This window comes from Paraglaciecola sp. QJM3NY_14 (genome assembly GCF_056173245.1).
Genome location: NZ_CM149664.1, coordinates 883,053 through 909,155, shown reverse-complemented (window position 1 = coordinate 909,155; position 26,103 = coordinate 883,053). Strand labels below are relative to the sequence as shown.

General features: G+C 42.1%; 11 protein-coding genes. 5 read left to right on the top strand and 6 right to left on the bottom strand.

Annotation, left to right across the window (positions count from 1 at the left end; all coding sequences use genetic code 11):
* Positions 1 to 1,002: 1,002 nt before the first annotated feature.
* Positions 1,003 to 3,159 carry a multiheme c-type cytochrome gene (locus tag AC0VYA_RS03855; RefSeq protein WP_475491029.1) on the bottom strand — a complete coding sequence of 719 codons (2,157 nt, stop codon included), beginning with the start codon at positions 3,157 to 3,159 and terminating at the stop codon, positions 1,003 to 1,005.
* A 568-nt stretch (positions 3,160 to 3,727) separates the two neighbouring features.
* Complete coding sequence (locus AC0VYA_RS03850; protein ID WP_475490104.1) at positions 3,728 to 5,293, bottom strand: sulfatase family protein; 1,566 nt, start codon at positions 5,291 to 5,293, stop codon at positions 3,728 to 3,730.
* Between the two features lie 325 nt (positions 5,294 to 5,618).
* Between AC0VYA_RS03850 and AC0VYA_RS03845 the strand changes: the two genes are divergently transcribed.
* The 3 genes from AC0VYA_RS03845 (at position 5,619) to AC0VYA_RS03835 (ending at position 9,787) form a co-directional block, all read left to right on the top strand.
* Positions 5,619 to 7,196: a sulfatase family protein gene (locus AC0VYA_RS03845; protein WP_475490103.1), complete on the top strand. Its 1,578-nt coding sequence runs from the start codon at positions 5,619 to 5,621 to the stop codon at positions 7,194 to 7,196.
* 67 nt (positions 7,197 to 7,263) lie between these two features.
* A complete protein-coding gene (locus AC0VYA_RS03840) occupies positions 7,264 to 8,739 on the top strand; it encodes a sulfatase family protein (protein ID WP_475490102.1) in 1,476 nt (491 codons plus the stop codon).
* Between the two features lie 145 nt (positions 8,740 to 8,884).
* Positions 8,885 to 9,787, top strand: coding sequence for a sialate O-acetylesterase (locus AC0VYA_RS03835; RefSeq protein WP_475490101.1), 903 nt, complete (start codon positions 8,885 to 8,887; stop codon positions 9,785 to 9,787).
* Positions 9,788 to 10,209: 422 nt separating this feature from the next.
* Here the strand turns inward: AC0VYA_RS03835 and AC0VYA_RS03830 are convergent, their stop codons facing one another.
* From AC0VYA_RS03830 to AC0VYA_RS03820, 3 genes are all read right to left on the bottom strand, one after another.
* Positions 10,210 to 11,841 carry a sulfatase family protein gene (locus tag AC0VYA_RS03830; protein ID WP_475490100.1) on the bottom strand — a complete coding sequence of 544 codons (1,632 nt, stop codon included), beginning with the start codon at positions 11,839 to 11,841 and terminating at the stop codon, positions 10,210 to 10,212.
* 3 nt (positions 11,842 to 11,844) lie between these two features.
* The gene (locus AC0VYA_RS03825; protein ID WP_473478448.1) at positions 11,845 to 13,416 is read right to left on the bottom strand and encodes a sodium:solute symporter family transporter; all 1,572 of its coding nucleotides are present in this window, start codon (positions 13,414 to 13,416) and stop codon (positions 11,845 to 11,847) included.
* Between the two features lie 135 nt (positions 13,417 to 13,551).
* The gene (locus tag AC0VYA_RS03820; protein ID WP_475490099.1) at positions 13,552 to 16,065 is read right to left on the bottom strand and encodes a glycoside hydrolase family 2 TIM barrel-domain containing protein; all 2,514 of its coding nucleotides are present in this window, start codon (positions 16,063 to 16,065) and stop codon (positions 13,552 to 13,554) included.
* Between the two features lie 410 nt (positions 16,066 to 16,475).
* Between AC0VYA_RS03820 and AC0VYA_RS03815 the strand changes: the two genes are divergently transcribed.
* Positions 16,476 to 20,096 carry a TonB-dependent receptor gene (locus AC0VYA_RS03815; RefSeq protein ID WP_475490098.1) on the top strand — a complete coding sequence of 1,207 codons (3,621 nt, stop codon included), beginning with the start codon at positions 16,476 to 16,478 and terminating at the stop codon, positions 20,094 to 20,096.
* Positions 20,097 to 20,998: 902 nt separating this feature from the next.
* Here the strand turns inward: AC0VYA_RS03815 and AC0VYA_RS03810 are convergent.
* Complete coding sequence (locus AC0VYA_RS03810) at positions 20,999 to 22,846, bottom strand: alpha-1,3-galactosidase-related protein (protein ID WP_475490097.1); 1,848 nt, start codon at positions 22,844 to 22,846, stop codon at positions 20,999 to 21,001.
* A gap of 451 nt (positions 22,847 to 23,297) precedes the next feature.
* On the opposite strand from AC0VYA_RS03810, the gene AC0VYA_RS03805 reads away from it, so the two are divergent.
* Entirely contained in the window at positions 23,298 to 26,057 is a 2,760-nt protein-coding gene (locus tag AC0VYA_RS03805; protein WP_475490096.1) for a hypothetical protein, read from the top strand.
* Positions 26,058 to 26,103 lie beyond the last annotated feature (46 nt).

The following is a 26,103-nucleotide window of genomic DNA, read 5'->3' as shown; positions in this document are numbered from 1 at the left end:
CCTGACTGAGTTTTCTATTGGGTGGATGTTAAGCGAATATTGGACGCCCTACATTGTCCCGCAAATGAGAAATTTGCATCGTAGCGGGTATTAGATGAATGCGCGGATACTGTATTGAGTATCCGATAACTGTTCTTTCAATATCAATATCGACACCATTCCCATGCCTTAAATCTGACGTTGCCTTACGTTTTAGCGAATGGATCCCGCCCTGTTTAATTATTTTGTGATGGCGATAAATGGTATCGCGGGAGACGCAACTAAGAAGGAATGCTTCTTTTGCATCTTCGTATCTTCTATGGGCATTTTCAGGCTCTCTGACTTCAGTTATCGATAGCTTACGTCCGACGAAGTAAGTACCGAATGGCTTATTTTCACCAGCTCGGATTTCAATTGTTTGGTTTGCGACAGGGCGTTTAAGCGGAGAGCCAATAAAGTAGAATTTGCCCTTGTAGCTAATCGTATGGTCGTTGCGTATTTTCCGGTAGACCTTACTGATGCAGATATCATCAAGGTCAATCCGCTACCCCCAAAAAAACAATAAGGTCCGCGTCATGCAAGGGCTTGTTAGTAAATGGCGGTGAGAGGGAATCCCCGCCATACTGCTAGAGGCCACAGAACTCGTGCTTTTGAGTTCGAATAATATAAATGTGACAGAGTAAAGTTGATAATTAATCTTCAATCTCATATTAATCTTTACGGGTTAGCTTTTAATTACACACTAAATATTTTCCAATGAGCGACCCGCAGTAGTCCAATAAATTCATACCCCCTATCAAAGATGAGACGATCTTCTTGCTTTGCGCATCCTTAGCGCTATGTGAAGAAAACGAATTTGCTTTAGCATTAGTTCGACTAACATTTTCTCCTTCATGACCAATCCATTGTCTTGAGCGAGGATTTTACGTTGTCCTCGCAAAGCGAAAAGAAGTCAGAAACATTGCTAACAGATATACTAAAAGATAATAAATCACGCTCTTCAACTGCTCTCAACATTGACCACTATTGCTGCAACGCACGCAATTTAGATTCGTATTGCTGCGCTTTATCCGTTTGGCCTGTCTTGTTCAAATAGCTGATGAGCGCACTTAGCACGTCAGTATCAGTTGGCCAGCGCTGATGAGCCTTTTCCAATTCACTGATAGCTACATTAGTGTGGCTTTGGTGGTCGAGGGCAACAGCATAAATATAAGCAAAAGACGGCAATGCTTCATCGCTGTGTGCTGATATTTTCAAGTTCGCCAGCGCTTGCCCATATTGTTTCTGGCGAATTTTAAACAAGCCTAACGCGTGATTGGCTTGGGCATTGTTCGGCTCAACGTTTAGTGCCTGGGTTAAATACCCTGCGCCTTTTTCGTCTTGGCCCTGCTGGCGGTAAAACTCAGAGATTTGAATTAACACCGGTATATAACTGGGTTCGATTTTGTAAGCGGTTTGATAAGCTTGCTCCGCCGACGCCAAATCCCCCAGACTGGTATGCAAATGACCGATGGCCAATTGGGTAATAGGCGAATCAGCGTTCAGCTCAAGCATGTCACGGTATCCATTTAGCAGTGGCATCAGTTTCGCTTTATCAACACGTGACAACTGACCCACGCTATCCACTAATAACCGGGCCATTTCGAAGCGTACCGACTTACTCGGCTCATTCAATTTTGCGCTCAATACCTGCCAACGTGCCTGTGGGCTAAGAATTTCTAGGGACTCAACGGCTGCCCGGCGCATTAAGGTATTTTCACTTTCAAGATTTTCGAGGGCAATATCTACCCCTTGCTGGGAGCGATATTGACTCAAGTCAGCCAATAAAGACGCTTGGCGTAAGCGGCTGTTATCAGGGTTTTGAATAAACGCTATGGCTTCGTCTAACCCTTGAGGAGCAACATTTTGCACATGTTGACGGGCAGTTTGCCACGCGTTGTGCTTGGTATTGCTGCCCCATACTTTTTGACTGGCTTCTCGCCAATGCTTGTCGTCTTTGTCATGACAGGCTAAACAGGTTTGTGGCTCACTTGATTCGTTGTTAAAGCTCAGATCAGGCAATAAAAAACTATGATCCCTTCTATCATCCACACCCATATAGGTTTTTTCGGGCATGTGGCAGTTCACGCACATCGCACCGTCTGTTTGCGGAGTATGGTGATGATGCTCTGGGCTATTAAAAGTGTCAGCCTGATGGCATTGTAAGCACAGGCCATTGCCTTGTATTTTCACTTTCCCCGTATGTGCGTTATGGCAATTTGAACACGTTACGCCGGCATGTTGCATTTTGCTTTGCATAAACGAGCCTGCCACAAAAACCTCTTCATTGATGCTGCCATTAGCATGATAAAACGGCGCGCGGATCCACTCGAGTCGGTTGTCATCCACAAAACTTTGCTGAGGCTGCTTGGCGTCTGCATCAGAAAATGGATGACTTAAAGGAGTGCGTAATGAATGGCAACGAGCACAAACGTTTACCTCACTGTTATTTGGTTTTCCATCAGCATGAGCGATAGAGTTACCTTCACCAAAAGCAAAATTCTTTAGCGCTGGCAGTACCTGAGTAAACCCCGATTGATCTTTCGTTAAAGCATCGCTTCTTGCCAGTTCAATGTGCTGCTGTGCTGGACCGTGGCAGCTCTCGCAGGCCACGTTCACTTCACTAAATTGAGTGTTAAACGCATTGGTTTTCGGCTCAAAATTACGTTTTAAATCGGTGGTATGGCAATCGGCGCAGCGGCTATTCCAGTTTTGAAAATGGCGCTGCCAAAAAAATGGGTGCTGCGGAGTGATTTTTTCAATCGGCTGTAAATGAAACCAGCGCTGACCGCCATCTTCTTCGCTGCGGCTGTCCCAAGCAACGTTAAACGCCTGCAGTTTCCCCTCACCAACATCGATTAAGTATTGCTGCAAAGGATAAAAGCCAAACGTGTACGGTACATCAAAGGTTTCAACTTTATTTTGTTTGTTGGTGGTGGTGATTTTGTAATGGCCGTTTTCGACAAAAAAGCGTGTTTTTATATTATGAAACTCGACATCAGTATCCGCGAAGTCCCCTAACACACTGTCTTTGGTCGCCTCTTGCATGGCTTTGAAATGGTCGGACTGTTGCCACTGTTCATATTCACTTTGATGGCAACTTTGACAAGCTTTGGCTCCGACGTAATGTGGCCCTTCAATTTTCGAAGCGGTTTTAGAGGTCGCTTTATTAAACGCACTAAAAGATGCTTTAGAAGGCGTTTTTGACGGTGCTGTGGACGGTGCTGTGTAAGAAGTATCGTAAGGTACCGAACCGCTATTTGTACCCTCAGCACTGCAGAGGCTAAAAAGTGCAGCCCATATAAAAGAAAACAATAAAGTGTAAAATGTAATTTTCTTCACATATACCGCATCTACTACATACCGCTTCGCGACGTTCAACTGCTTATATCCTTGTCAAAATTACTGATCTTGTTTCGCTAGAACCTAAACGCTCTTTAAAGCATCACTGCAAATAGCTTTATACCTAACGGCTCTACTTCAGGGAAATTAAAGAGCTGATATTACAGGGAAATATTGCTTTAAGAAGCGCTCATGTAACCTTCTTTTATATTGTAGACTTCCATCTGTCTATACATCAGCAATAACAGAAAATTTTACTTTGTAATCAATACGTATTTCAGCACTTGGACCGGACGAAGGACTTCTGGCGAAGTCATTGGAGTGGCTCCAAATGCTGATTTTTCAAAGACGAGTACGCCCAAGTCTTCTATTCTTTTTTGATTGCATTCAAACGAGCTTGAAATTTAGCGACCAATTCTGGATGCTGCTTAGCTACATTATTTTGTTCAAATTTGTCTTTTGACAAATCAAACAGTTGAGCTGACGTTTGCAGACCATTCGCTATCGCGGTTTTATTCGCCAGCCAATCCGGTGTTTGGCCATTAAACGGCTCTATGTATTTCCAGTCTCCGTTTCTAAGTGCCAAGGTAAAGGACTCCTCGAGCATTTCCTCTCGCGCACTTGCACGGCTGTCCAGTAGCGCCGGTAGTACGTTAACACTGTCAGATGCTCCGTCTTTTTCTAACTTTGCGCCAATTAACTCAGCAAATGAGGCATATAAATCAATATGACTGAGCAACGCATCGCTTTCACCATTTTGAATTAAACCGTTTGGATAAGTCACAATCATAGGTACACGTGTGCCCGCTTCATAAGCACTGTATTTGCCACCTTTAAATCCGCCAGCAGGATCATGATCGCCCCGCAACTCTTCGGCTTGGTCATTGTAGCCGTCATCCATTACTGGGCCATTATCACTTGAGAATACTATCAAGGTGTTATCGTACAAACCCTGTTTTTTAAGTTCGTCAACAATACGCCCTGTCATCCAATCCATTTGTAAAATCGCGTCGCCTCTTGGTCCCATACCGGATTTACCGGCAAACATTTTGTTTGGCACTCGAGGAACATGGATATCATGAAACGGAAAGTACAACATAAAGGGCTGATCTTTATTTTCCTGAATAAACGAAATAGCTTTATCAGTAAAAACCAGCGGAATATCTTCATCAACCCACTCGGCCGATTTACCTCCGGCCATCCAACCGATACGGCTGATACCGTTCACAACGGTTGCACTATGTTGCAGATCAGCGGTTTGCTTTAGAGTCTCAGGTGATTCCGTTCCAACAGGCCTATGTCCGATTCTTTTTTCATAGCTGACTGTTATGGGGTCGTTGGGATCTAAGTTAACGACGTTATGATTTTCTAGAAATACGGTAGGTACCCGGTCGCCCGTAGCAGGCATCAAAAAGCTGTAATCAAACCCTAATTCAATTGGCCCCGGCTTAACATCTTTGTTCCAATCAACAAAACCATCGCCAAGTCCTAGGTGCCACTTACCTACCACGCCTGTAGTATAACCGGCTCGCTGAAACATTTTAGGCAGCGTCGGCTTAGTATGGTCAATAATAAGGGGGGCATCACCGGGTAAAATAGCCGCATTGTTTCTAAAAGCATACTGCCCCGTCAACATTGAATATCTTGAGGGCGTGCATGTGGCAGCAGTACTATGAGCATCCGTAAACTTTATGCCCTCAGCAGCTAAGGCGTCCACATTAGGTGTTTCTATGGCAGTCATACCATAACTGCTTATATCGCCATACCCTAGGTCATCTACATAGAAAATAACGACATTTGGGCGCTTTTCACTCATCACATCATTCATCTGAGTGTGAGTCGATATTTCTCTATCAGGATTTGAACAACTTGATAACCCCATTACAGACGCAATTAATGCGCCACTAACCAATAAAATTTGTTTTATGTTCATAATTCCTCTTTAACGAATTGCGGACGAGTCTGGTTTACAGGTGAAGGACAACGATACCCCTAAATATCACATAAAAAATACAATACCGCTAGTTTAAACACCAACATTATTAACAAACCATTATTAATCGTTCTAAAACTCAAATAAAAAAACAATAAAATCAGCATATTAAGTTATTTATTTAAAAAACATGATGTAAATAAATGCAACAACAAATAAGGACAACGATTTACCAATAACAAAAGTAATGGTAATGTGAATGAATAAATATATTTCGCCTTGGTCACCAACAAAACTGGTGAATTAACTGGATTGAATTATCGAAATGAAAAAATTATTTTTTATCCTATCTTGCATTGCAGTGCTAAGCGTTTGCTCAAACGCACTTGCAGATACCCCGAAGCCCAGTGAGCGAGTAACCAAACCAAACATCATCATATTTTATGTTGATGATCTAGGCTATGGAGACTTAAGCGCCTATGGGGCAGAAAGTGTTACCACTGCACATGTCGACAAGTTAGCCGCGAATGGGATCAAGTTTACAGATGCCCATAGTTCAGCAGCGACTTGCACACCTTCTAGATACTCGTTGTTAACAGGTGAGCATGCCTTTAGAAAAAACATACGAATATTAAAAGGCGACGCCGCTATGGTCATTTCGCCCGAACAGCCGACTTTGCCCAAGTTATTAAAAAAAGCAGGCTATACAACGGGCGTAGTGGGTAAGTGGCATCTTGGTTTAGGCGCCGATACGGCCCCTGTGAATTGGAACGAGGACGTTAAACCCGGTCCGTTAGAAATTGGCTTTGACTACAGCTTTTTAATCCCTGCAACAGGTGACCGCGTACCTTCGATATATCTGGAAAATCATAACGTCGTGAACCTAGATAAGAATGATCCTCTTTATGTTGATTACAACAAAAAAATCGGTAACAGGCCGACCGGCTATGAGCGCCCTGACTTATTACGTCAGCAAGCAGATAGTCAGCATAGTCAAAGTATTATTAATGGTGTGAGTCGAATAGGTTGGATGGCCGGCGGAAAGTCAGCTGAATGGGTAGATGAAGACTTTTCTACAGTGACCACTGAAAAAGCCAATACTTTTATTTCGGATAACAAAAACACCCCCTTTTTCTTATTCTTTTCATTTCATGACATTCATGTTCCTCGCTTACCGAATGATAGATTTAAAGGCGCGACGACTATGGGCGTGCGGGGTGATGCCATTGTGCAAATGGATTGGATTACTGGCCAAGTTGTTGAACAATTAAAGGCCAATAACCTATTAAACAATACCCTTATTATATTCACCTCTGATAACGGTGCAGTACTGACAGATGGCTACGACGATGACGCTTTAACATTAATCGGTGAACATAAAGCCAATGGTCCTTTTAAAGGTGGTAAATACAGTGCATATGAAGCCGGAACTCGCGTTCCGTTCATCGTACATTATCCCTCTAAGGTCAACGCGGGAGTAAGTGATTCACTAATAAGCCAAATCGATATTTATGCTTCTATCGCCGACCTACTCGGTTTACCGCTTGATGAAAAAGAAGCCATTGATAGCGAAAACTATTTGCCCGCACTTTTTAATCCGAACTTACCCGCGAGAAAGACGCTAATAGAAGAAACCCCTCATACCCTTTCACTGCGCAGCGGAAGTTATAAATACATACGAGCGACAGATAAAAATGCCAGCTTCGTCGTAAAAAAGAAGAATATTGATCCCGGTACAATGAACACGCCTCAATTATTTAACTTAGTATCTGATATTCATGAAGACACGAACCTTGCCAAGAAACTGCCGCAAAAGGTGAACGAAATGGAGCTAATAATGCAAAGCATAGAAGCACGCCAGACCCGCTTAGAATCAGGAGCAGCAACACGTGAAATCTACTAAATACGTTCTTATTCTATTATCTTTACTGATCTCAAATACTGCTTCGGCAACCGAAGGAGCCTCTAAGATGAAGTCGACTCATCCGTCGGCTAAGCAACCGAATATCATCTGGGTGGTACTAGAAGATATTTCATTAGATTTAGCCTACAACGGCACCCCTGCAGTAAAAACCCCCAACCTAGATACAATAGCCAGTGAGGGCGTTCGCTATAGCAACGCCTTCGCCACCGCCGCTGTTTGCTCTACCGCACGCTCAGCGATTTTTACGGGTATGCATGCCACTAGTATTGGCGCACAGCACCATAGAAGTCACTTAAGCGATGACTACACTTTGTCAAAAGATGTGAGAATGGTATCCGAATATATGCGTGACGCAGGTTATGTGAGCTTGTTAATGGGACCAAAGCAAAAAACAGATTTTAATTTCACACCTACAGTGAATGCATTTGATGCCCAAGACGGTGAGATAAAATATTCGGGAGGAGCTTATACTCACGCTCCCATTGACACTAAAATTTTAGATAAACCAGCCTGGAAAACCTACCAAGAGAAATATGCTGATAAACCTTTTTTTGCCCAAATTAATTATAGTGAGACTCATCGTACATTTATAGCCGACCCAGATGATCCCATCAATCCAAAAGACGTTAAATTACCAAGCTACTACCCTGATCACGAGATAACACGGCGTGATTGGGCACTTTATTTGGAAACTGTGCAAACGGTCGATAAAAAAGTAGGTCTGTTATTTGATGAACTAGAAGAAGCCGGTGTTCTTGATAACAGCATAGTATTCATTTTTGGCGATCATGGAAGAGCTATGCTGCGCGATAAACAATGGTTATATGATGGTGGTTTACGCGTACCACTTATCGTGTGGGGTAAAGGAATACCAGCAAATCAGAGCAACGATACGTTAGTGAGCATCATCGATATAATGCCTACCAGTATGGACCTGGCGGGAATAAAGGTGCCCCAATATATCGAAGGAAAAGTGATGTTTGGGCCACACAAAGAAACCAGAGACTATGTATATGCTCATAAAGATAGATGCGATGAGACAGATGATCGGGTAAGAGCTGTGCGCGATAACCAATTCAAATATATAAAGAATTTCTATCCTGAAAAGCCTTACACAGACTTTAATGCTTATAAAAATCTACAGTATCCAGTAATGGCTCTGATGAATAAGCTAAATGCCCAAGGCAAACTGACCCCGCAACAGGCCTTATTTATGGCGGATTCTCGCCCTCCAGAAGAGCTTTACGATACGGTGAACGATCCAGATGAAGTCAATAATTTAGCAACTGATCCGGCATATAAAACGCAACTCATCCGACTTAGAAATCAACTTAGTTTGTGGCAAGCACAAACTGGGGACATGGGCATGGTCGATGAAGACCCTAAAGAAATCCAATATTGGGATGATTTTTTCGCCAGACATTATAAAAAAACCATGCTAGAGAGAGGACTAGCGCCTGATATTAGTCCCGACGATTATCTAATCTGGTGGGATAAATTCTTAACGAAACTAGGTAAATAACCCCCTCGCCAGCATCGTTACACAGCATATATCAGAGTATGCTGTGTAACGAAATATTCAGACAATAGTCCCGAGACCTTCCCATCTATGAAAAGAAATAGGCTTTATTATTCAAAGCAACTCGGAACCACTAATAGGAAAAAAGATGTCTCACAGAATGACGAAAATACTAGGGCTGTTGCTAGTAGTGACCTTTTCACTTGAAACTGCGGGGGCACCTCAAGCCGCAGGACATCCCGTTCAAGTCGTGTTACTCGCGGGTCAATCTAATATGGGCGGCGCAGGAAACTATGAAGAGCTTGCGTCATCCGTCATCGAGCGCATACAAAAGGTATCGTCACGCGTTAACGTCAGTTTGGATGGTAGAAAGCCACAACCTTTGTCATTTGAAGTATCTAAGTTTCATCAGGATAAATATGGCATTGGCAGAAAATTTGGCCCCGAGTTATTCGTAGGATTAACCCTTGCCGAAAAATATCCGGATCGAGAGTATCTGTTGATCAAGACGGTACAAGGTGGAACGTCGCTCTACGGTGCATGGAATCCTCAATGGACAGCCGAAAAGGCTAAGCGCGTAGAGCGTGGAAGCGTTAAGCAAAACTTGCAGCTTTCCCCCCTTCATCTTACCAATGTGCGAAGTAATTTGGCGCGTTTAGAGCAAGACGCAAGGCTTTACAACATAACAGGAATGCTTTGGATGCAAGGTGAAAACGATGCGGCAACAGAAGTGGCTGCACATAGCTACAAAGCTAACTTACTCAGACTCATTGACGGATACCGAAGTGAACTGGAAGTGAGTACGATGCCTTTCGTTATTGGACAAATTAATTCAACTTATGGACGCTACCCCAGCGGGCCAGATATGGTCAGGGCGGCGATGGCCGACGTGACTAATATGCTTCCCAACACGGCCCTTATTAGCACATCGACGGATAGATCGTGGCATGACTATCCCAAACACTCAGATAACGTTCACTACAACACTCTAGGACAAACTCGCCTAGGCATAGCGTTTGCCGAGACATTAGATTCGCTCACCAACCCCTAATTAGATACATCAAATAAATAGCTATGGTTTGTTATATGTTGCCCGAAAAATAGCTTCTAACATGTCATTGTTTGCCAGGCTTAGAAAGTGCCCTAACGCATTGAACTCGAACGCTTGCTGCATAGACAGCGCAATACTCAAGACCAGCGTATCATTCTGCGATTAATACCCAGAGAAAAATAACAACTCAATGATGACATGTACCCATGGTTGCCTAATAGATGAGTGAGCACCGATTGGCATTAGTGAATGCGCCCTACCTTTAATAATATAAAATAATCTTGCGAGGTAGCGAAGTTACGCCTTGGCGAGGGGAAACGGAGTGAGCATAAGAAAGAATTTACGATACGTTGATTCATTGCAGGATCGTACATTGATACTTTTTCACCTTACAGATCCTGTAAGGTGAAATTCAGCGCATACTATTGAAAACTTTTACGATAAAGCTGTTCGATTTTGTCGTAATAGGGTTTGTTAGGCTTTGGCATATAGTCAGGCCAAGGCATTTTGTCGTAATAATCATCTCCTTTCACACCCTCTGCATCAGGGTGGCGTTTTCTGAAACTTTCACACTGCCAGCTGACACACTTTTTCCCCCAAAGATCGATAGTCTCTTTAATCGCTCGGTCTGACTCAGGGTACGCCCCTTTGTCGTCTGTTTCTGCTATCCAATCTAACAATACTTGGCGATGCTCCTTGAGCACTTTAGAGTAGTCAGGATTACCGACTAAGTTGCTAATTTGATGCGGATCGTTCGCAATATCGTACAATTCTTCAGTCGGTTTTGTGGCTGAAAAATACTCAGCTTGCACCGGCGTCAATGTGCCCGCTTCAAATGCTTGTTTGAACTCTATGCTGAAAGGTTTCTTATCTCTAAATTGAGGCTGCGAACGAGGAATTTCAGGGTGGAAATTACGTATATAACGAAAGTTTTCTGAGCGCACTGTGCGGCCTCTATCGAAACTAAAATCCATACGATCTTTGGCTGAAATAACATATTTACGTGGCGTAAGTTTAGCTGCAAACAAATCTTGACCATCGTAACTATCTGGCACGTCAATACCTGCCAATGCAAGACTGGTTGCAGGAATGTCTAATCCACTGACGAGATCTGTTCTGACCTTGCCATGTTGGTTTAGACGTTGCTCACCTGCAGGCCAATTGACGATAAGCGGTACATTCAAGCCCCCGTCATACAAATCTTGCTTATGTCTCAACATGCCCATTCCATGGTCAGAGAACCAGAAAATGGCGGTGTTTTCTAACAAGTTGTTGGCTTTGAGCGTGTCAATAATCTCAGCTAATTCGATATCCGACACAACCTGGGTTTTATAAAGTTTAGCCCACTCTTTTCGCGTTGCTGGCGCGTCCACATAATAAGGCGGCAAGGTCATTTCATTTGGATCAACTTCTGGGATATTTTTTCCCTCAAAATGCGTATGTTTGCCACCTTTCAATTGCAACTGGCCAAAGAAAGGTTTGTTTTTTAACTTACTCGCCCAATTAAAATCACTGCCATCTTGTGCACCTTGAAAGCCAGCAATACCATCATGAGCATTGTATAAGCGCGAACGGTCATAACTAAAGTTATAATCATCCTTGCCAATATTAAAGGTCTGATAACCGGCTTCAACAAACAGTTCAGGTACCGTTTTATAACCTTCAGGTAAAAACTGCTTATTATACCCAGAGCGAAACGAGCGATGATCTTGCAAGTTTAAAGTTGTCTGGTACTGGCCTGTGACTAAGGCAGAGCGACTTGCTGAGCACACTGGCGCTGGCTGATAGACTTGGGTGAACATCACACCTGAATCTGCTAACTTTTGAATATTCGGGGTATCGACAGTGTCATCTCCCCAAGCGTTATTCCAGGGATTCTGGTCTTCCATATAGATCCACAGAATATTTGGAGGGCTTTTGACCTCACTCTGGCTGTTATCAATTGCCACCTGTTCACTACTACTACAGCCACTTAATAAACTACCTGAAATCATGATAACTAGACTCAGTTTAGAGATGACGCGTTTATTAATGAACGATCTAATTTCCTTCATTGTTTACCCCCAAGCACTATAGAATGCCGTTAAAATTGCGATGATTCCCGCCGCTAAAATATTATATGAAACCGTCGTTTCAAAATTGACATCGCCTAGCGAGACGGTCTGAGATTCATGTTCACTGTTTTGTGTTTTTGTCACCAGCGAACACACCACTGCGATTGCCATGCAGCATAAAAATACGACCCCCACTCTGTCCATGAATGGCAATTCGGGGAAGGCCGCACGAAATAAAAACGAGAGTGCGGCAGAGCTAAGGGCAGCCGAAATAGCCCCGACAGAATTCATTTGCTTCCAAAACATACCCAGTAGAAAAATAACCACTATTCCTGGTGTGAAAAAGCCGGTGAATTCTTGAATATATTGGAATGCTTGGTCAAAATTTCCGAGTAAAGGTTTGGCACTGATCATAGCGATAATAAGCGCTAATACACTTACGATCCGGCCCACCTTTACATAATGAGTTTGGCTCCTATTCTTTTTGATATGTGAATAAATATCCATCGTAAAAATCGTCGATACGCTATTACACATAGAAGCCAAAGACGAAACGATAGCGGCTATGAGTGCGGCGAATATTAGCCCTTTTAGCCCTACAGGCATCAATGTCATCAAGCTAGGATAAGCTTCATCCGCACGGTTTAAGTCAGGGAAAAGAACAACGGCGGCAATGCCTGGCAACACGACGAAAAACGGCACTAAAATCTTAAGATAAGCAGCAAATGCAATACCTTTTTGGGCTTCTTTTAAATCCTTAGCGGCAAGGGCTCGCTGAATAATATACTGATTGAATCCCCAGTAACTTATATTCATGACCCACATTCCCCCAACAAGCACAGAAATACCGGGTAAGTCAGCATAATGGGGGTTATCAGAGCTGAAAATCATGTCAAACCTACCAGGCAAATCCTCAGTGAGCACTGCGAACCCAGCGAACATGCCATTGCCTTGTGAAACTAAATCTAGGCTTATGTAAGTCAACATTAGGCCACCAAAGATCAACAAAACAACCTGAATAATATCCGTGTAGGCGACGGCTTTAAGGCCACCATATGACGAGTAGGCAAGTGAAAATAACCCCAGAAAAATCATGCCCGTTGCTAGATCAACACCTGAAATAGTATTGATGGCTAATCCGCCTAACCACAACACTGCGGTCAAATTTACAAACACATAAACTGCTAACCAGAAGACCGCCATAATCGTTTTAACGCGCTTATCAAATCGTTGCTCTAGGTACTGGGGCATGGTGTAAATATTGTTTTTCAAAAAAATGGGCAGAAAATATTTACCGACAATAATAAGAGTAATCGCCGCCATCCATTCGTAGGACGCAATAGCTAAACCCAAGACATATCCCGAACCTGACATACCAATGATTTGTTCTGCCGATATGTTTGAGGCAATTAATGATGCACCAATTGCCCACCAAGGCAATGATTTACCTGCAAGAAAATAATCTTCTGTATTACGTTCGTGCTTATTTTCATTGCGAGAAATGTAAAGCGCCAGCGCCAGCAACGCCACGGCATAGATAACAAAAATGCTGATATCAATAGTCGAGAGATTCATGATGAGTTTTTCCGTATTTCTTAGATTTAATCGATTGAACAGCTAAAGAACTGTGTCTTTCGTTGGGAGCCAACGCCAAGTAAAAAAATTCCTTTACTTGGCACGTCTCAGAACATCGCGATGCTCACCGCAGCATTACTGACTAATCACTTCGGTAGTTCCATCACGCAACTGATCTGAATAAGCTCTAATTTTGATGTTTCCTGGTTCACCGGTTTTACTTTGAATAATTAGCATCGCTTTACCGCTGAAAAGCCGTCTATAGCTAGCCTTGAATGGCTCCACAGTGGAAGAGTCACCATTTCCAACACCCGCAATGGTTGCCGGCCCATCAACAAAAAATTGTATTTTGTTATCTGCATTTGGTACTGGATTACCATTTTTATCTTTTACGATGACAGTGACATAAGACAAGTCGACACCGTCTGCTTTAATATCAGTACGATCAGGCGTCAATTCGATACTGTAAGGTGCGAATGCTGTTTTAATGATTTTAGTCGCCACCACTTTTCCGGCATTATAAGCCACGACTTTTAGCTCACCGGGTTGATATGCTTCATCCCAGCGCAAGCGGTATTTAGATTCGAACGATTTAGTCTCTTTATCTTCTCGAAGATCTACCGGTAAAGTAACGGTGTCGATACCTTTCACCTTACGGCCTTTAGATTCACCATTAATAAACAATTCGACCTCTTGGGCATTGGTATAAACAAAAATAGGAACAACGTCACCAACCTTATTTTCCCAATTCCAATGAGGTAGTACATGCACCATAGGCGTTGCAGTCCACTCACTTTGATACAAATAGAATCTATCCTTGGGAAAACCAACTAAATCTACAGCACCAAACGACGAACTTCTCGCAGGCCAATCTTGATTCCAATAGGCTTTGTTTCCATGATCCCGCCCCCCATAAGGTGTCGGTTCGCCCAAATAATCAAATCCAGTCCAAACAAACTCCCCCATCACATTTGGATTATTTTTTAAATTCTCGAATTCAAGATCGGGTATGTAAGCCCAAGGTGGCGTTACTAGATCGTAGCTAGTCACATAATTTGATTCATGTTTGCGGTATTTTTCTAACGGAAAGTGGTAAATACCTCGGGTACTAACAACTGAAGATGTTTCAGTCCCTAAAATCAACCAATCACTATTTCTTTTGGTGACTTCACCATACTTGTAGGCTTTGTAGTTCAAACCCACAATATCAAGCTCATCGGCTAGGCCATTATCCAGTGCATCGGGGTACATGCTTAGCCCAGCAGTTACTGGGCGCGTTTTATCTTCATTTTTTACGATATCGGTAAGCTGTTTCGTTACTTTCCAACCATCTTTCTCTTTTTGCTCCATGATTTCATTACCGGTACTCCACATTATGATCGATGGGTTATTGCGGTTTTGGATCACCATGTCGCGTAAATCTTGCTCATGCCACTGATCGAAGTACTTATTGTAGCCGTTGATAATCGTGGGCTTTTCAATCTTCCACATGTCAAATGCTTCAACTTGCAGCAAAATCCCCATTTCGTTGGCTAGCTCGACCAATTCAGGTGATGGTGGATTATGTGATGTACGCACCGCATTGGCGCCCATCTCTTGCATAATCTCCAATTTTCGTTGAATTGCTCTGCGATTAGCGACCGCGCCTAAAGGACCATTATCATGGTGTAAACATACCCCTTTGATTTGTACACGCCTGCCATTTAACCAAAAACCATCATCCACTTTAAATTCAATTGAACGAACTCCCAGCGGCGTAGAGTATTCGTCGACAAGCCGGTTATTTTTCCAAACCTCACTTTTAATGGAATAAAGATGAGGATTGTCGATGTCCCATAAAATAGGATTAACAATGTCAAACTGGCTACTCGGCGTAATAGTTGATTGTGCATCCATACGATATTCGCCAGAGGATTGAGCAACTAGATTTCCCTTGGCATCCTTAATGTAATGGATCACTTTGGCAGTATTAGCATTGTCGCTAACGTTAACTAAGGTTGTTTTTAGTTCAACTTTAGCCAACTCTTGAGTGACAACAGGTGTGGTGACAAAAGTGCCCCACGGCTTGATATGCAGAGGATCATTGATTTCTATCCACGTATTTCGATACAGGCCTGCCCCCGAATACCATCTTGCGGAAAAATTTTCTGGGGACAATTTAACCGCGATAGTATTTTCGTCACCTGGCGGCTTAAGAAATTCAGTAATGTCATAGTTAAACGCGACGTATCCAAACGGTCTTTTACCCACTTCATGCCCATTTACATACACAGTAGAGTTATCCATTGCACCATCAAACGTGACTGAAACACGCTTATTCTTTGCATCATTGTTCAGTACAAAATGCTTTCGATACCAGGCAGTCCCAAAAATGGGTAACCCACCATTTCGCGCATTGTATTTTTTGTCAAATGGACCACTTATCGCCCAATCGTGAGGCAGTGTGACAGGCTCCCACGACTGATCATTATTTGTTACCTGCTCAGCACCCACTTTGTCGCCTTTGTAAAAGTGCCAATCCTCATTAAATAATTTTTTGGTTCCTATACCACTGTGAGCAAGTCCATTTACCGAGTAAAAAACTATACACAAGCCGACAATCAAGCTTGTCTTCGTTTTACTACTTATTAGTTTTAAAGCAGGAATCATTTCATATCACCTAAGAAAGAATAGCTGTAAGTACGAGCCTTACTTTTTGTTATCAACCCGAAAATATTGCTGCTAAGATTACACCCACCAAAACAATTAGGCAAACGATGCCACAGATATAATTTATAAATAATATTGATTATTTTGTCTGTGAGTTCACCTTAAAAATAAAATAAAATTATAATTAACGTTAAAAATCAATAATTTATACCAAAAAATAAATTTAAAACCTTTAACCCCTCTTATGTAAAATGATTGTAAACAAAAAGTATTGGCTTTATCTAAAGAAATAAACTAGCATTATTTAGGACAACGCGGTCCCAATTAAACAAATTTTAGTTAACATGCATGAAAAGTTACTCTCTATGTGTGCTAACCACATAGTTATGCATAAGAGCCGGAGAAGCCCAATGACACACAATTTGAAATTAAATGTCATCTCAGCTGCCGTTATTGCCTCGCTATCCTTAGCGGTCGCATACCCAAGAGCAGCCATTGCCCAAGATGATCAACAGCAAAACAGTCAGCCCGCACAGAAAAGTAACGGCGATTCAACTGACGAAGATATTGAAGTAATAGAGGTGGGCGGGTTTCGCTCCAGCTTAACGAAATCAATAAATTCCAAACGTTTCTCAAACGGAGTTGTTGATTCGATACACGCTGAGGATGTTGGCAAGTCTACTGATCAAAACATTGCAGATGCTCTCTCTAGAGTTACCGGGGTGACTGTTCAAGAAACAGATGGGGAAGGCACCAAAATTTCTGTCCGTGGCGCAGGCTCCGCATTGAACCAAATTTCAATAAACGGTGTGGCTGTGACAAGTGGTTTAAGCGGTGATGGTGCTAACGCCACTTCCGATCAAAGTGTTGATTTAAGCTCTTTTTCATCAGATATTTTGTCGTCAATTGATGTACAAAAAACATCTGCAGCAGACCAAGACGAAGGTTCTCTTGGGGCAAATATCGTCTTGCGAACAGTTCGGCCTCTGAATTTAAAGAAACCGAGAAAAACAATTGAAGTACAAGGTCGCTACAACGACTATTCTGGCGACTTCAATAGAAAGCTGTCTGCGAGCTTCGCTGACAAGTATGTTGATGATACTTTAGGTGTTATTTTCACTATCTCTGATGAAACTCAGAGTACAAGAGTCGATGAGCTTTCGCTTGATTGGGATTCTCAAGTTTATACTGCTCCAGCAGGGCGTGCGAGAGACTCAGTCACCGGTGAAATAATAACCGAAGACGTCCAGTTTATTACACCGGGCAGCGGAGAATATAGTCTGTCTACGAACCAAAGAGATAGGTTGACTGCCACCGCGGGGATTCAATATATTCCGTTCGACGGCACGGAATTACAGCTGGACTTAAATTATTCAAAACAAGATATAGACATCGATAATCAGCGATATAACCTGCAGTTAGGTCTAACCGATCCAAATTTAGATACTGATCCCCAGGAAGATTGGTGGATTGTAAATCAACAAACAAACACATTGGAAAAGCGCTTAATGCGTCGTTCCAGAGCTCGTCTTTTTAGACAAATCGATGGTCAAGAAGTCGAAAACAACATCGCTTCATTGAATATTAAACAAATCATTACCGACAACTTTAGCGCTGACTTTACCTTGGGTTACTCGAGAACAACCAGCGATGCTAAACCTAATGCGACGATACTACTGACACCAGCAGCCAACACTAACAGTGTACCACTAGTATCCAATTCTCCAAACGTACCAAGCTTGGAACCTTCAGGCCTTGACTGCTCTTCTGGCTCTTGCCATTTGGTTGTGGGAACAGGGTTCGCAATCGGCCCGCCAGGAGCAATAGATCCCAATGATATATTAGCACCGAGTCTCTCCAATCCATTAGACACAGATCTATTTACGGTTCAAAATATTAACCAAGACATAGAGTCAAATTCGGATACCAACAAATCTGCATTCTTAGATTTTGACTGGGAAGTAGACTACTTGGGCGTTACTCGCGTAGAGTTTGGTGGAAAATACACCAATCGAGTAAAAGATGTTTCTTCACTGCGTAACATCATTACTGATGGTCAAGTTATTCTCGATGAGAATGGCGATTCATTTAGCGTTAATGGATTATCAAGCGTTACATTAGCAGATGTGTTGACCACGAAAAGTTTCCCAGTTGATGATTTTATGGAAAGTATCATTAGTGACAGAGCACCATTTCTCTCAGGTTGGGGTGATATCGATCCGTTCAAAGCACTAGAAATAGTCAACCCCAGCAATGGCAGCGAAGGGAAAGATATTCGCTCTCGTCAAGACCCATCTGGTTCAAGAAAAATTGAACAAGAAGTCAATGCATTTTACACCAAGGTAAATTTTGAATATTTCGACGGCTTTATCACAGGTAACCTAGGCATGCGTTACGTTAAAACAAAAACAGATGCCGAAGCTTACAGCGAATTTAGATACCTAGGAAATAGCAACTTTTATGATGTTTACGATTTAGTCTATAACCGACAATTAGCCAATACTGATTTGCCTGAATGTGGCTTTAATAATTCTGATAATGCCCCCGCCTACCCCAATGGTGATCAAAATCAAACCCCCACCAACTTGCCCGCTTCCGGCACGTGCCATGACCCCTTATTGATTTATAACTATCACAGATCCGACTTAGTTGATGGCCAAGTGCCGCCAGAACTGCAAACACCAGAAAATCAAATTTTACAAGTGCAATACGATGAGCAAGGTCAGGTTGTGGCCATCTTGGCCAACGGTTCTAACCCGAACGGTAGAAACGGTCGCTTCCCTTTTGGGAGCAGTGCGATAAAGGCTTGGGCTGATCGCTCAACAGGAATTAACAATATCGTTAATGGACAAGAACTAGGCTCTGTCGCCGCCCAACGAAGTGTCCTAAATCATGATTCAGCAAGTAATAGTTTATGGTTGCCCAGCTTAAATTTAAATTTCAAGTTTGACGATGACCTTATTGGTAGATTCGCTATATCTAAAACGATGGCTCGTCCTAATTTTGACGACACTCGCCCCAGCGGACGTATAGTAGAAAGTCAATTCAATGCTTTTGGTTCAGGGAATATTAATAATGTTGGGTTGAAGCCTCTCGAGTCGAAGAACTTAGATGTATCTTTGGAGTGGTACTTTAATCCTACGGGCTTATTGTCTGTCGCTCTGTTCCGTAAAGATATGACCAACTTTACCGAAAGCATTGCTGAGACTTATCTATGGGCTGACTTAAGAACTAATTATGACCTCGATGGGGTGGAAAGTCTGGACGACGTGCTTATTGTTCCAGAACCTGTTATTGATCCATCGACTGGTGAGCAGGCCAAAGATGAATTTACAGGCTTACCTATGTGGACCCAGACCGTGGGCAACACACCTGAAGGGGGTATGCAGTGTATGCCTGATAGAGTGGTGCATGTTGGCTTACCTAGTGCTCTAACATTCAATTGTCACACACTGATATTAGATGTAAAAAGAAATGGTAAGGGGGCTGTAACGCAAGGCCTTGAGTTTAACTATACGCAAAGTTATGACTTCTTACCTGGTATGTTGTCCGGTTTAGGTGCGAGTCTCAATTACACGTTTGCAGACTCAAAATCAGATGAAGAGATATCTTCCACTACAGGTATTGTGGTTAGTCCGCTTCCTCAACCCTACACCCCGAGACATTCTGCGAACGCCACGATCTTTTGGGAAAAGGATGACATCATGATGCGCCTCGCTGCGCGTTATACCTCGGTACAACTAATCAATCGGAATACCGCGTCAGGCTTTGGAGCCTCTTGGTTAGAGGCGACTACTCGATTAGATTTTAGTTCTAGTTACTCTTTCAATGAAAACATCCAGTTTACCTTTCAAGCCCTAAACCTTACTGATGTTACGAATCGTAGTTTCTTAACCAGTACTGCTTTTGAAATCAATGGTGAACGCTTAGATGAAGGAAATGCCATGATTGACACCGTGACCACTAGCCGACTCTTATCTGAATATAAAACCGGCCGCCAATTCAGGTTTGGTATTCGCGGTACATTCTAAATCATCAATGATTAAGACGTGCCCAGGCAATCTGTAATTTTCCTGGGCGCCCGTATCGGCCCCATTAATATTTATTTAATGATTTTACAATAACAATTGAAACTGAATAAAACAGGTCCTGTAATACCGTGCTACTAAAATGTACCACTCTGCTTTTTGTGTGGTTCGGTATTGAGCGAAGTGAAAGAGGATAACCTTCTTTCACTTCGCTTTTTTATGTCAGCAAATTTTCACTTTAGGTACAAAATACGCGTTCTCTAACAACAACATTACTAATCGAATATGATGGCTCTACAACATGATTGCACTTAGCTTATTGCCGCCTAGAAATTGAATTATTCCCTGAGTACCGCAGATACATTTAGTCGTACATGCAAATTTAATCGCTCAGGTAGCACTGCGTAATTGCTCACAATATAGACAGATATCAACTAAGCCAGCCAACAAAAATAGACTTGATATGCAACGCAATAGAACGAGTCTTTAATGCTACACGGTTAAGCTGTATAACATCATTGCAAGTATGTAGTCCCTTGCGTGTTGGCCTTGTTCTGTTGCACTACATTAAGCCCAAGGCATCTGCACGCAGGGGTTAATATTCGTTTTTATAGCAGAGACGTCCAGCGCACACATAGTGCCCTGGATGTCTCTTTAGGGGGAAATAGAACGGCTCAATAATTTAGCAACTAAATTTTGTTTACAGCGGAATATAACTATCGTGGAAATTTAACGGTTCAAAGTGTTCTAGTAACGCTTAATTGCATTGGTTAGCAATCAGTACAAACACACTGGCTTGAAGTGCCCTGATCAGAAGACGATTAACACGTGTTGATATGGGGCGACATCATCTGATTAACGTGCTCCCATACAATTTAATGTTCGTACACCAAGGGTCATCAGCCCTAATCAAAGCCAAAAAACTGATTATCTTCGATAACGACATCTTCACTGAATCGCGTTCTAAAAAACTCAGGCGTTTTTAATGTCCTAGCAGGGAAGAAGTCTGATTTATTTATCTTATTATTCTTAAACGTGACATGACTGACAGAAAACAAATCTAACAGTAATCCTTTGTCGTAAACATGGAATATATTGTCCTCTATCACGATATTTTTGTTGTAACGTGACACCTCCTGGAATTCTTTATCAATTCCTGCGGCAACTGCGATTATAGCCTTTCCCCAAACACTAAAATGACTATTATCAAATGTGTTACCTCGAATAGTGACATCCCTTACCCCCCCCTGTTCGAACCAATTTATTGCATCGCCCTCAAACAATATTGCGGCACCAGGTACATGAAAATAATTGTCCTCAACCACGGTTTTTCCGCGACTATTTAACAACATCCCCCTAGCTCGGTTGCGTCTTATGATGTTGCCTTTGATTAATACATTGGCGTAGTCTCTTACTTCTGCGATTGAGTCGCCCACCATCATTTTAGGGTCAATTGGATCACCAAAGGTCACTTCATAAATTTCTGTATTGAGTTTTTTGACCTTAGTGACGGTATTGGTTCCATAGGTGATCAAACTCTTGCTTTGCACCAACTCCATGGTATCTCCGGCATCAATGAAATCGAATCCCCATTGTTGCGGGTGCTGTATTTTGATAAGCGCGGTATTAGGAGATTTGAGTTCAAGAAACATGGCATAAATGCCGTGGATATTCGTTGCATCATCTTGCTGATTTTCAAACAAGTTGTTAATGAGTTTAATATTCCCTTGGCAATTATTAAAATGCGTTGCATCCGCTGTTGCACTGATTATTCGTCCTTTCGACGGGGTTACCTTACTATTTTGAATAGTAACGTTGCGACACCGCTGGCCTAAAACACCCATTCCACCTGCATGAAATATCGTCACATTATCCAATAAAATATCATCGCTATCAGAGATAACAATGGCAGGATATTTTCGGTATTTTGCTGAAAAGGTCATAATGTTACCCACCGTTCCTTGCAGCTCGGAGTGGTAAATACGTATGTTATTTTTGCCCTCAAGCTGCTGTGCCCGTAACCAAGATCCGGTTTGTATATCAGACGCCATATAGGCGGTTGCTCGTGTATTTACATCGTACTCTAGTAGTCGCTTAAAGCGATAATCATAAGCATGAAGGGCATCTTTTCGACGCTCCAACTTCTCATTTATGGGATAGTCTGACGGATATTCTCTTAGCCCCTTAAACTCTAAAATACCAGCACTATTAATACTGTATGGGAAGGCGTCAGGAATATGTATGTCCATAAAGCCATTTCCCACAGCGAGTATAATTCCTTCACTGTGAAATGCTCTGTTGAAGTCAATACTGAGATTTTTAATTGATATATTATTGGCGTCTTGAAGAATGAATGGGTTGATACCACCGTGCATCGTAAATGCAGAGCCTTGGCCATCAATAGTCAGGTTGCTGATATTCTTCAAATAGATTGCAATACGTTTAAGTCCCTGATCATTGTTACTAATAAACGCATAGTCTTCAGTCGCGAGCCCAGGATAAAAGTGATATTCACCAGTGGCGAAAGTAACTTTCGTAATATTGTGCTCTTTTATATACGTTAGAAGCGCTGCAACTTTGGCAGTATTGTCATGGCGCCCAGGTTTCACACCAAAGGTAGCTGCATTTAGCTCGTTATCAAGTAGCAAGGTTTCTGCATTTGCTTCAAATACGATGAGACAGGACGACAAAAAGCAACAGAAATATGCCGTTATAAAGGCAGTATTGGCAATGGAACTCAGACTCTTTTTCATACCGTTTTTTCTCTTCTAAATAAATCCAAGCGCATAATTTTATTGCTGTAACTTGGCATAGACATGGACTCGCTTACCTGCCATGTAAATAATATGTTGCGTTTTAACATTACGTGCATTTAAAATCAATCAAAATGGCTACGATATCCCCAATGAAAATTTCATTTAACAATATGTATTATGAACTTCACAATAAGAAAGAAATATAATTAAAAGACTAAAAATCAGTTAGTTAATTAAATTAAAATGAGTAAATATAAGTAAAAAATTTACATATAATTAAACGTAAAGAAATGCAAAGTCGATTAATATTGCAGCGGAAAACTTGAAAAAAAACAAAATAAGGGATAACGTTTTACTAAATTTTTAACGGCACATTATGATGATTAAAAGCAACACCTACAGATTGATTTTTAACCGATTTTTTATTTTCTTATTGGGCCTGTACACAATGTCGAGCTTAGCGTTAGACCAAGCAATAGTGAGCTTTGATACTGGCTACACAATCACTAACGTACGCTCTGTGGTAAATGAAAAAGAGCCACTAGTATTCGCTTCTACCTATGAAGGTACCCTGCTCGTCGTAACGCAAAGTGGTGAGATCAAATGGAAAAATACACTTTCAGGCTTCATGAATCATGATATTTGGGCGCAAGATATTAATAATGACGGCGCAAGCGAATATTTCGCTGCAAATGCCGACGGTGCAGTTTATGCACTCGATCATCAAGGGCATATAATGTGGCGTTTCGCCCCTACTGAAGCGCCTATGAACGCAGTAACTGTCATTACGGATGGAAAGGCTCCTGTGGTGGTTGCTGGGGGCTACGACAACAGCTTTTATTATATCGATGTGAAAGGACATCTGATTTCTGAAGTTAAATCGGCAGATTATTCCATCAGCAAACCTAAATATAAACACACCAGCTCATTTGACGAAGAGGGCGCCCGAGAGCCGAAGCCTAAAAGACACGCAATCAACTTCCTACGGCCTATTAACAGCAGCGATGGAACTCAATCGCTTGTTGTTCAAACCGCCATCAATTCGATGCAAACCTCTGGCAGTCTATATTTATTCGATTATCTCGCCGAAAAACCAAGCTACGGCCAAAACATTAGTGCTACGAACACACCGATAGGTGATTTAAAAGTAGTCGACATAGATAGTGACGGGAACGACGACATATTGATGGGCAGTACAAAAATAAAGCAAAATGGTTTAACCATTTTTCAACCTAGCAACCAGAAACAGTACATTTTCACCCTCGAAAAAATCAGTAAAAAGCTTAAAGAGTTTGGTTATCGTGTGGCACAACCTGAAGTTGTTGACTATCAAGGTAAAAAAAGTTTCTTTCTTTTGTATGGCAACAGGCTTGCGATATTTCCTGTGGATAGCACAATCCATGACGTGACAATATTTACCAGCCACTACTCATTCAATGACATGTGGCGAATAGAAAATACCAATAAAATCATTCTGGCCAGCGTGCAATCTGGCGGTAGTGAAATCCATGTTATCGATTTAGACAATAAACACTGGAGTGAGGCGTTTGAAGCGCTTGAACCTAGTGGTAAAATGCAAACGGTTAATCAAAACGTACAAACACTAAAAGAACAGGTCAAAGCATACTTACCACATTATCAGAATAAGCCTGTTTACCTTATGTCTGACAACCGCAAGGCTTCCCCTGATGTCATCGAACATATTCGCGAACATTATCGGAGCCCCGTATTCTTAAACTACGGAAACTTAGGTTCCGAAAACTATGATCGCAGCATCATAAAAAATACAGCCTATAGACTCAAAAAGGACAAAAGACAAAAGTACAATTTATCTCAGAAAGAGATCTTAGCAAAAGCCAAAAAGCTATATGAAGACCGGGATGGCGTGTCTTTTTGGGGGGGGCATGGCAACGATCCTCACTTTCGAAGTTTAGATACTCACAAGAAGACTTTAGATTTAGCCAACGGCGCAAAAACAGTGATGATCTTCCCTGAAATTGCACATTACAATCGCGATTTCGTCGAAATGCTGGACGACTTTTTCTATCCTCTCGCAGAGTATACCCAGCAAAAAAATGGAATAATTTTCCTCAGAAACAAACATACTTTTTGGCAGTCTCAAGTATATCGTGCTGGCTGGTCCCGCTTACTGTCAGGAGAGTTTGCTGATGTATTTGTTCCCGCAATGGAAGAAACAACAGACAAATCGATGGAACTGAGTTTGTCAGCGCGCATGGGCTTATGGGCATCAGGCTCTGTTAATGCATGGGGTACGCGTTTTTCACGAGACAACACCAGTTTTGACCGTTTGCGTCAACGCTCGCACCAAATGGTGCCCAACCATGCTCTTCGCCAATTTGTTTACCATCTCGCGAGTGGAGCTACCTATATTAATAACTTTGCTTATGACTCACAGTACATGGAAGTACTATGGGAAATGATTGCTAAGGGCATCATTTATGTGCCCAATATAAGTGATATTGTCAGCTTTTCCCCAGTGCACCTCAGTATGTTACCTCCTGACGGCCATTACACAGATGAAGGAAACAATGTTAAATGGCTCAATATGTTCGATGCCAAAGTAGAGGAAGAAAACAAATCTGTATTTAGTCGACTTAATGGAACCTGGCCGGGGGCACCCGTTACCAATTACGATTTTTCCCGTTATGCTGCGGGGGTGAAAGACAGAAGATTGAACTTTTTACCGCCATACAGCGATGGCCTAGTCTTAATGACTCCGCCACAAGAAGGGCCTTACGCGGACAAAGAAGCAAATCGCCCCCCATTGAAAGATAGTCTTAATCCTTTGTATGCAGATATTTTGCAAGAGTTTTATACCGATGGACGAAATTACTACTCAAAAGATGGCAAACACGTTTTTGCAGCCGACCAGTATTACACCGTCATAGAGCAAGCAATTAAGCAGGCCGCAAACGCATTACCGATAAGGGTAACAGGGGCAGTGGCTAGCGTAACGGCACAAATGAGCCCGGAAAAACTGAGATTAACCCTTATCGATAGCGGCTATATTAATCCATCAGACAGATCCGTTACGCTTCATTTCAATGACAAGTTACAGATAGACTCGGTGGTAGACGTACTCACTGGCGAGAAAATAACCATAGAACAGTCAAATGCTAGGTTCACGGTAGCCGCTGGTTTATTTAGATTCATTGACATCAATCTGAAACCAAAGACAGGTGAATAAGTTCAGTAACACCTTAACGTGATCACTCTCGGCCCTAGGCTAAATC

Coding starts and splice junctions, on each gene's coding strand:
- AC0VYA_RS03825 (WP_473478448.1), bottom strand. CDS start 13,416: ATGAATCTCTCGACTATTGATATCAGCATTTTTGTTATCTATGCCGTG.
- AC0VYA_RS03840 (WP_475490102.1), top strand. CDS start 7,264: ATGAAGTCGACTCATCCGTCGGCTAAGCAACCGAATATCATCTGGGTG.
- AC0VYA_RS03845 (WP_475490103.1), top strand. CDS start 5,619: ATGAAAAAATTATTTTTTATCCTATCTTGCATTGCAGTGCTAAGCGTT.
- AC0VYA_RS03805 (WP_475490096.1), top strand. CDS start 23,298: ATGTCGAGCTTAGCGTTAGACCAAGCAATAGTGAGCTTTGATACTGGC.
- AC0VYA_RS03820 (WP_475490099.1), bottom strand. CDS start 16,065: ATGATTCCTGCTTTAAAACTAATAAGTAGTAAAACGAAGACAAGCTTG.
- AC0VYA_RS03850 (WP_475490104.1), bottom strand. CDS start 5,293: ATGAACATAAAACAAATTTTATTGGTTAGTGGCGCATTAATTGCGTCT.
- AC0VYA_RS03830 (WP_475490100.1), bottom strand. CDS start 11,841: ATGAAGGAAATTAGATCGTTCATTAATAAACGCGTCATCTCTAAACTG.
- AC0VYA_RS03810 (WP_475490097.1), bottom strand. CDS start 22,846: ATGAAAAAGAGTCTGAGTTCCATTGCCAATACTGCCTTTATAACGGCA.
- AC0VYA_RS03835 (WP_475490101.1), top strand. CDS start 8,885: ATGTCTCACAGAATGACGAAAATACTAGGGCTGTTGCTAGTAGTGACC.
- AC0VYA_RS03815 (WP_475490098.1), top strand. CDS start 16,476: ATGACACACAATTTGAAATTAAATGTCATCTCAGCTGCCGTTATTGCC.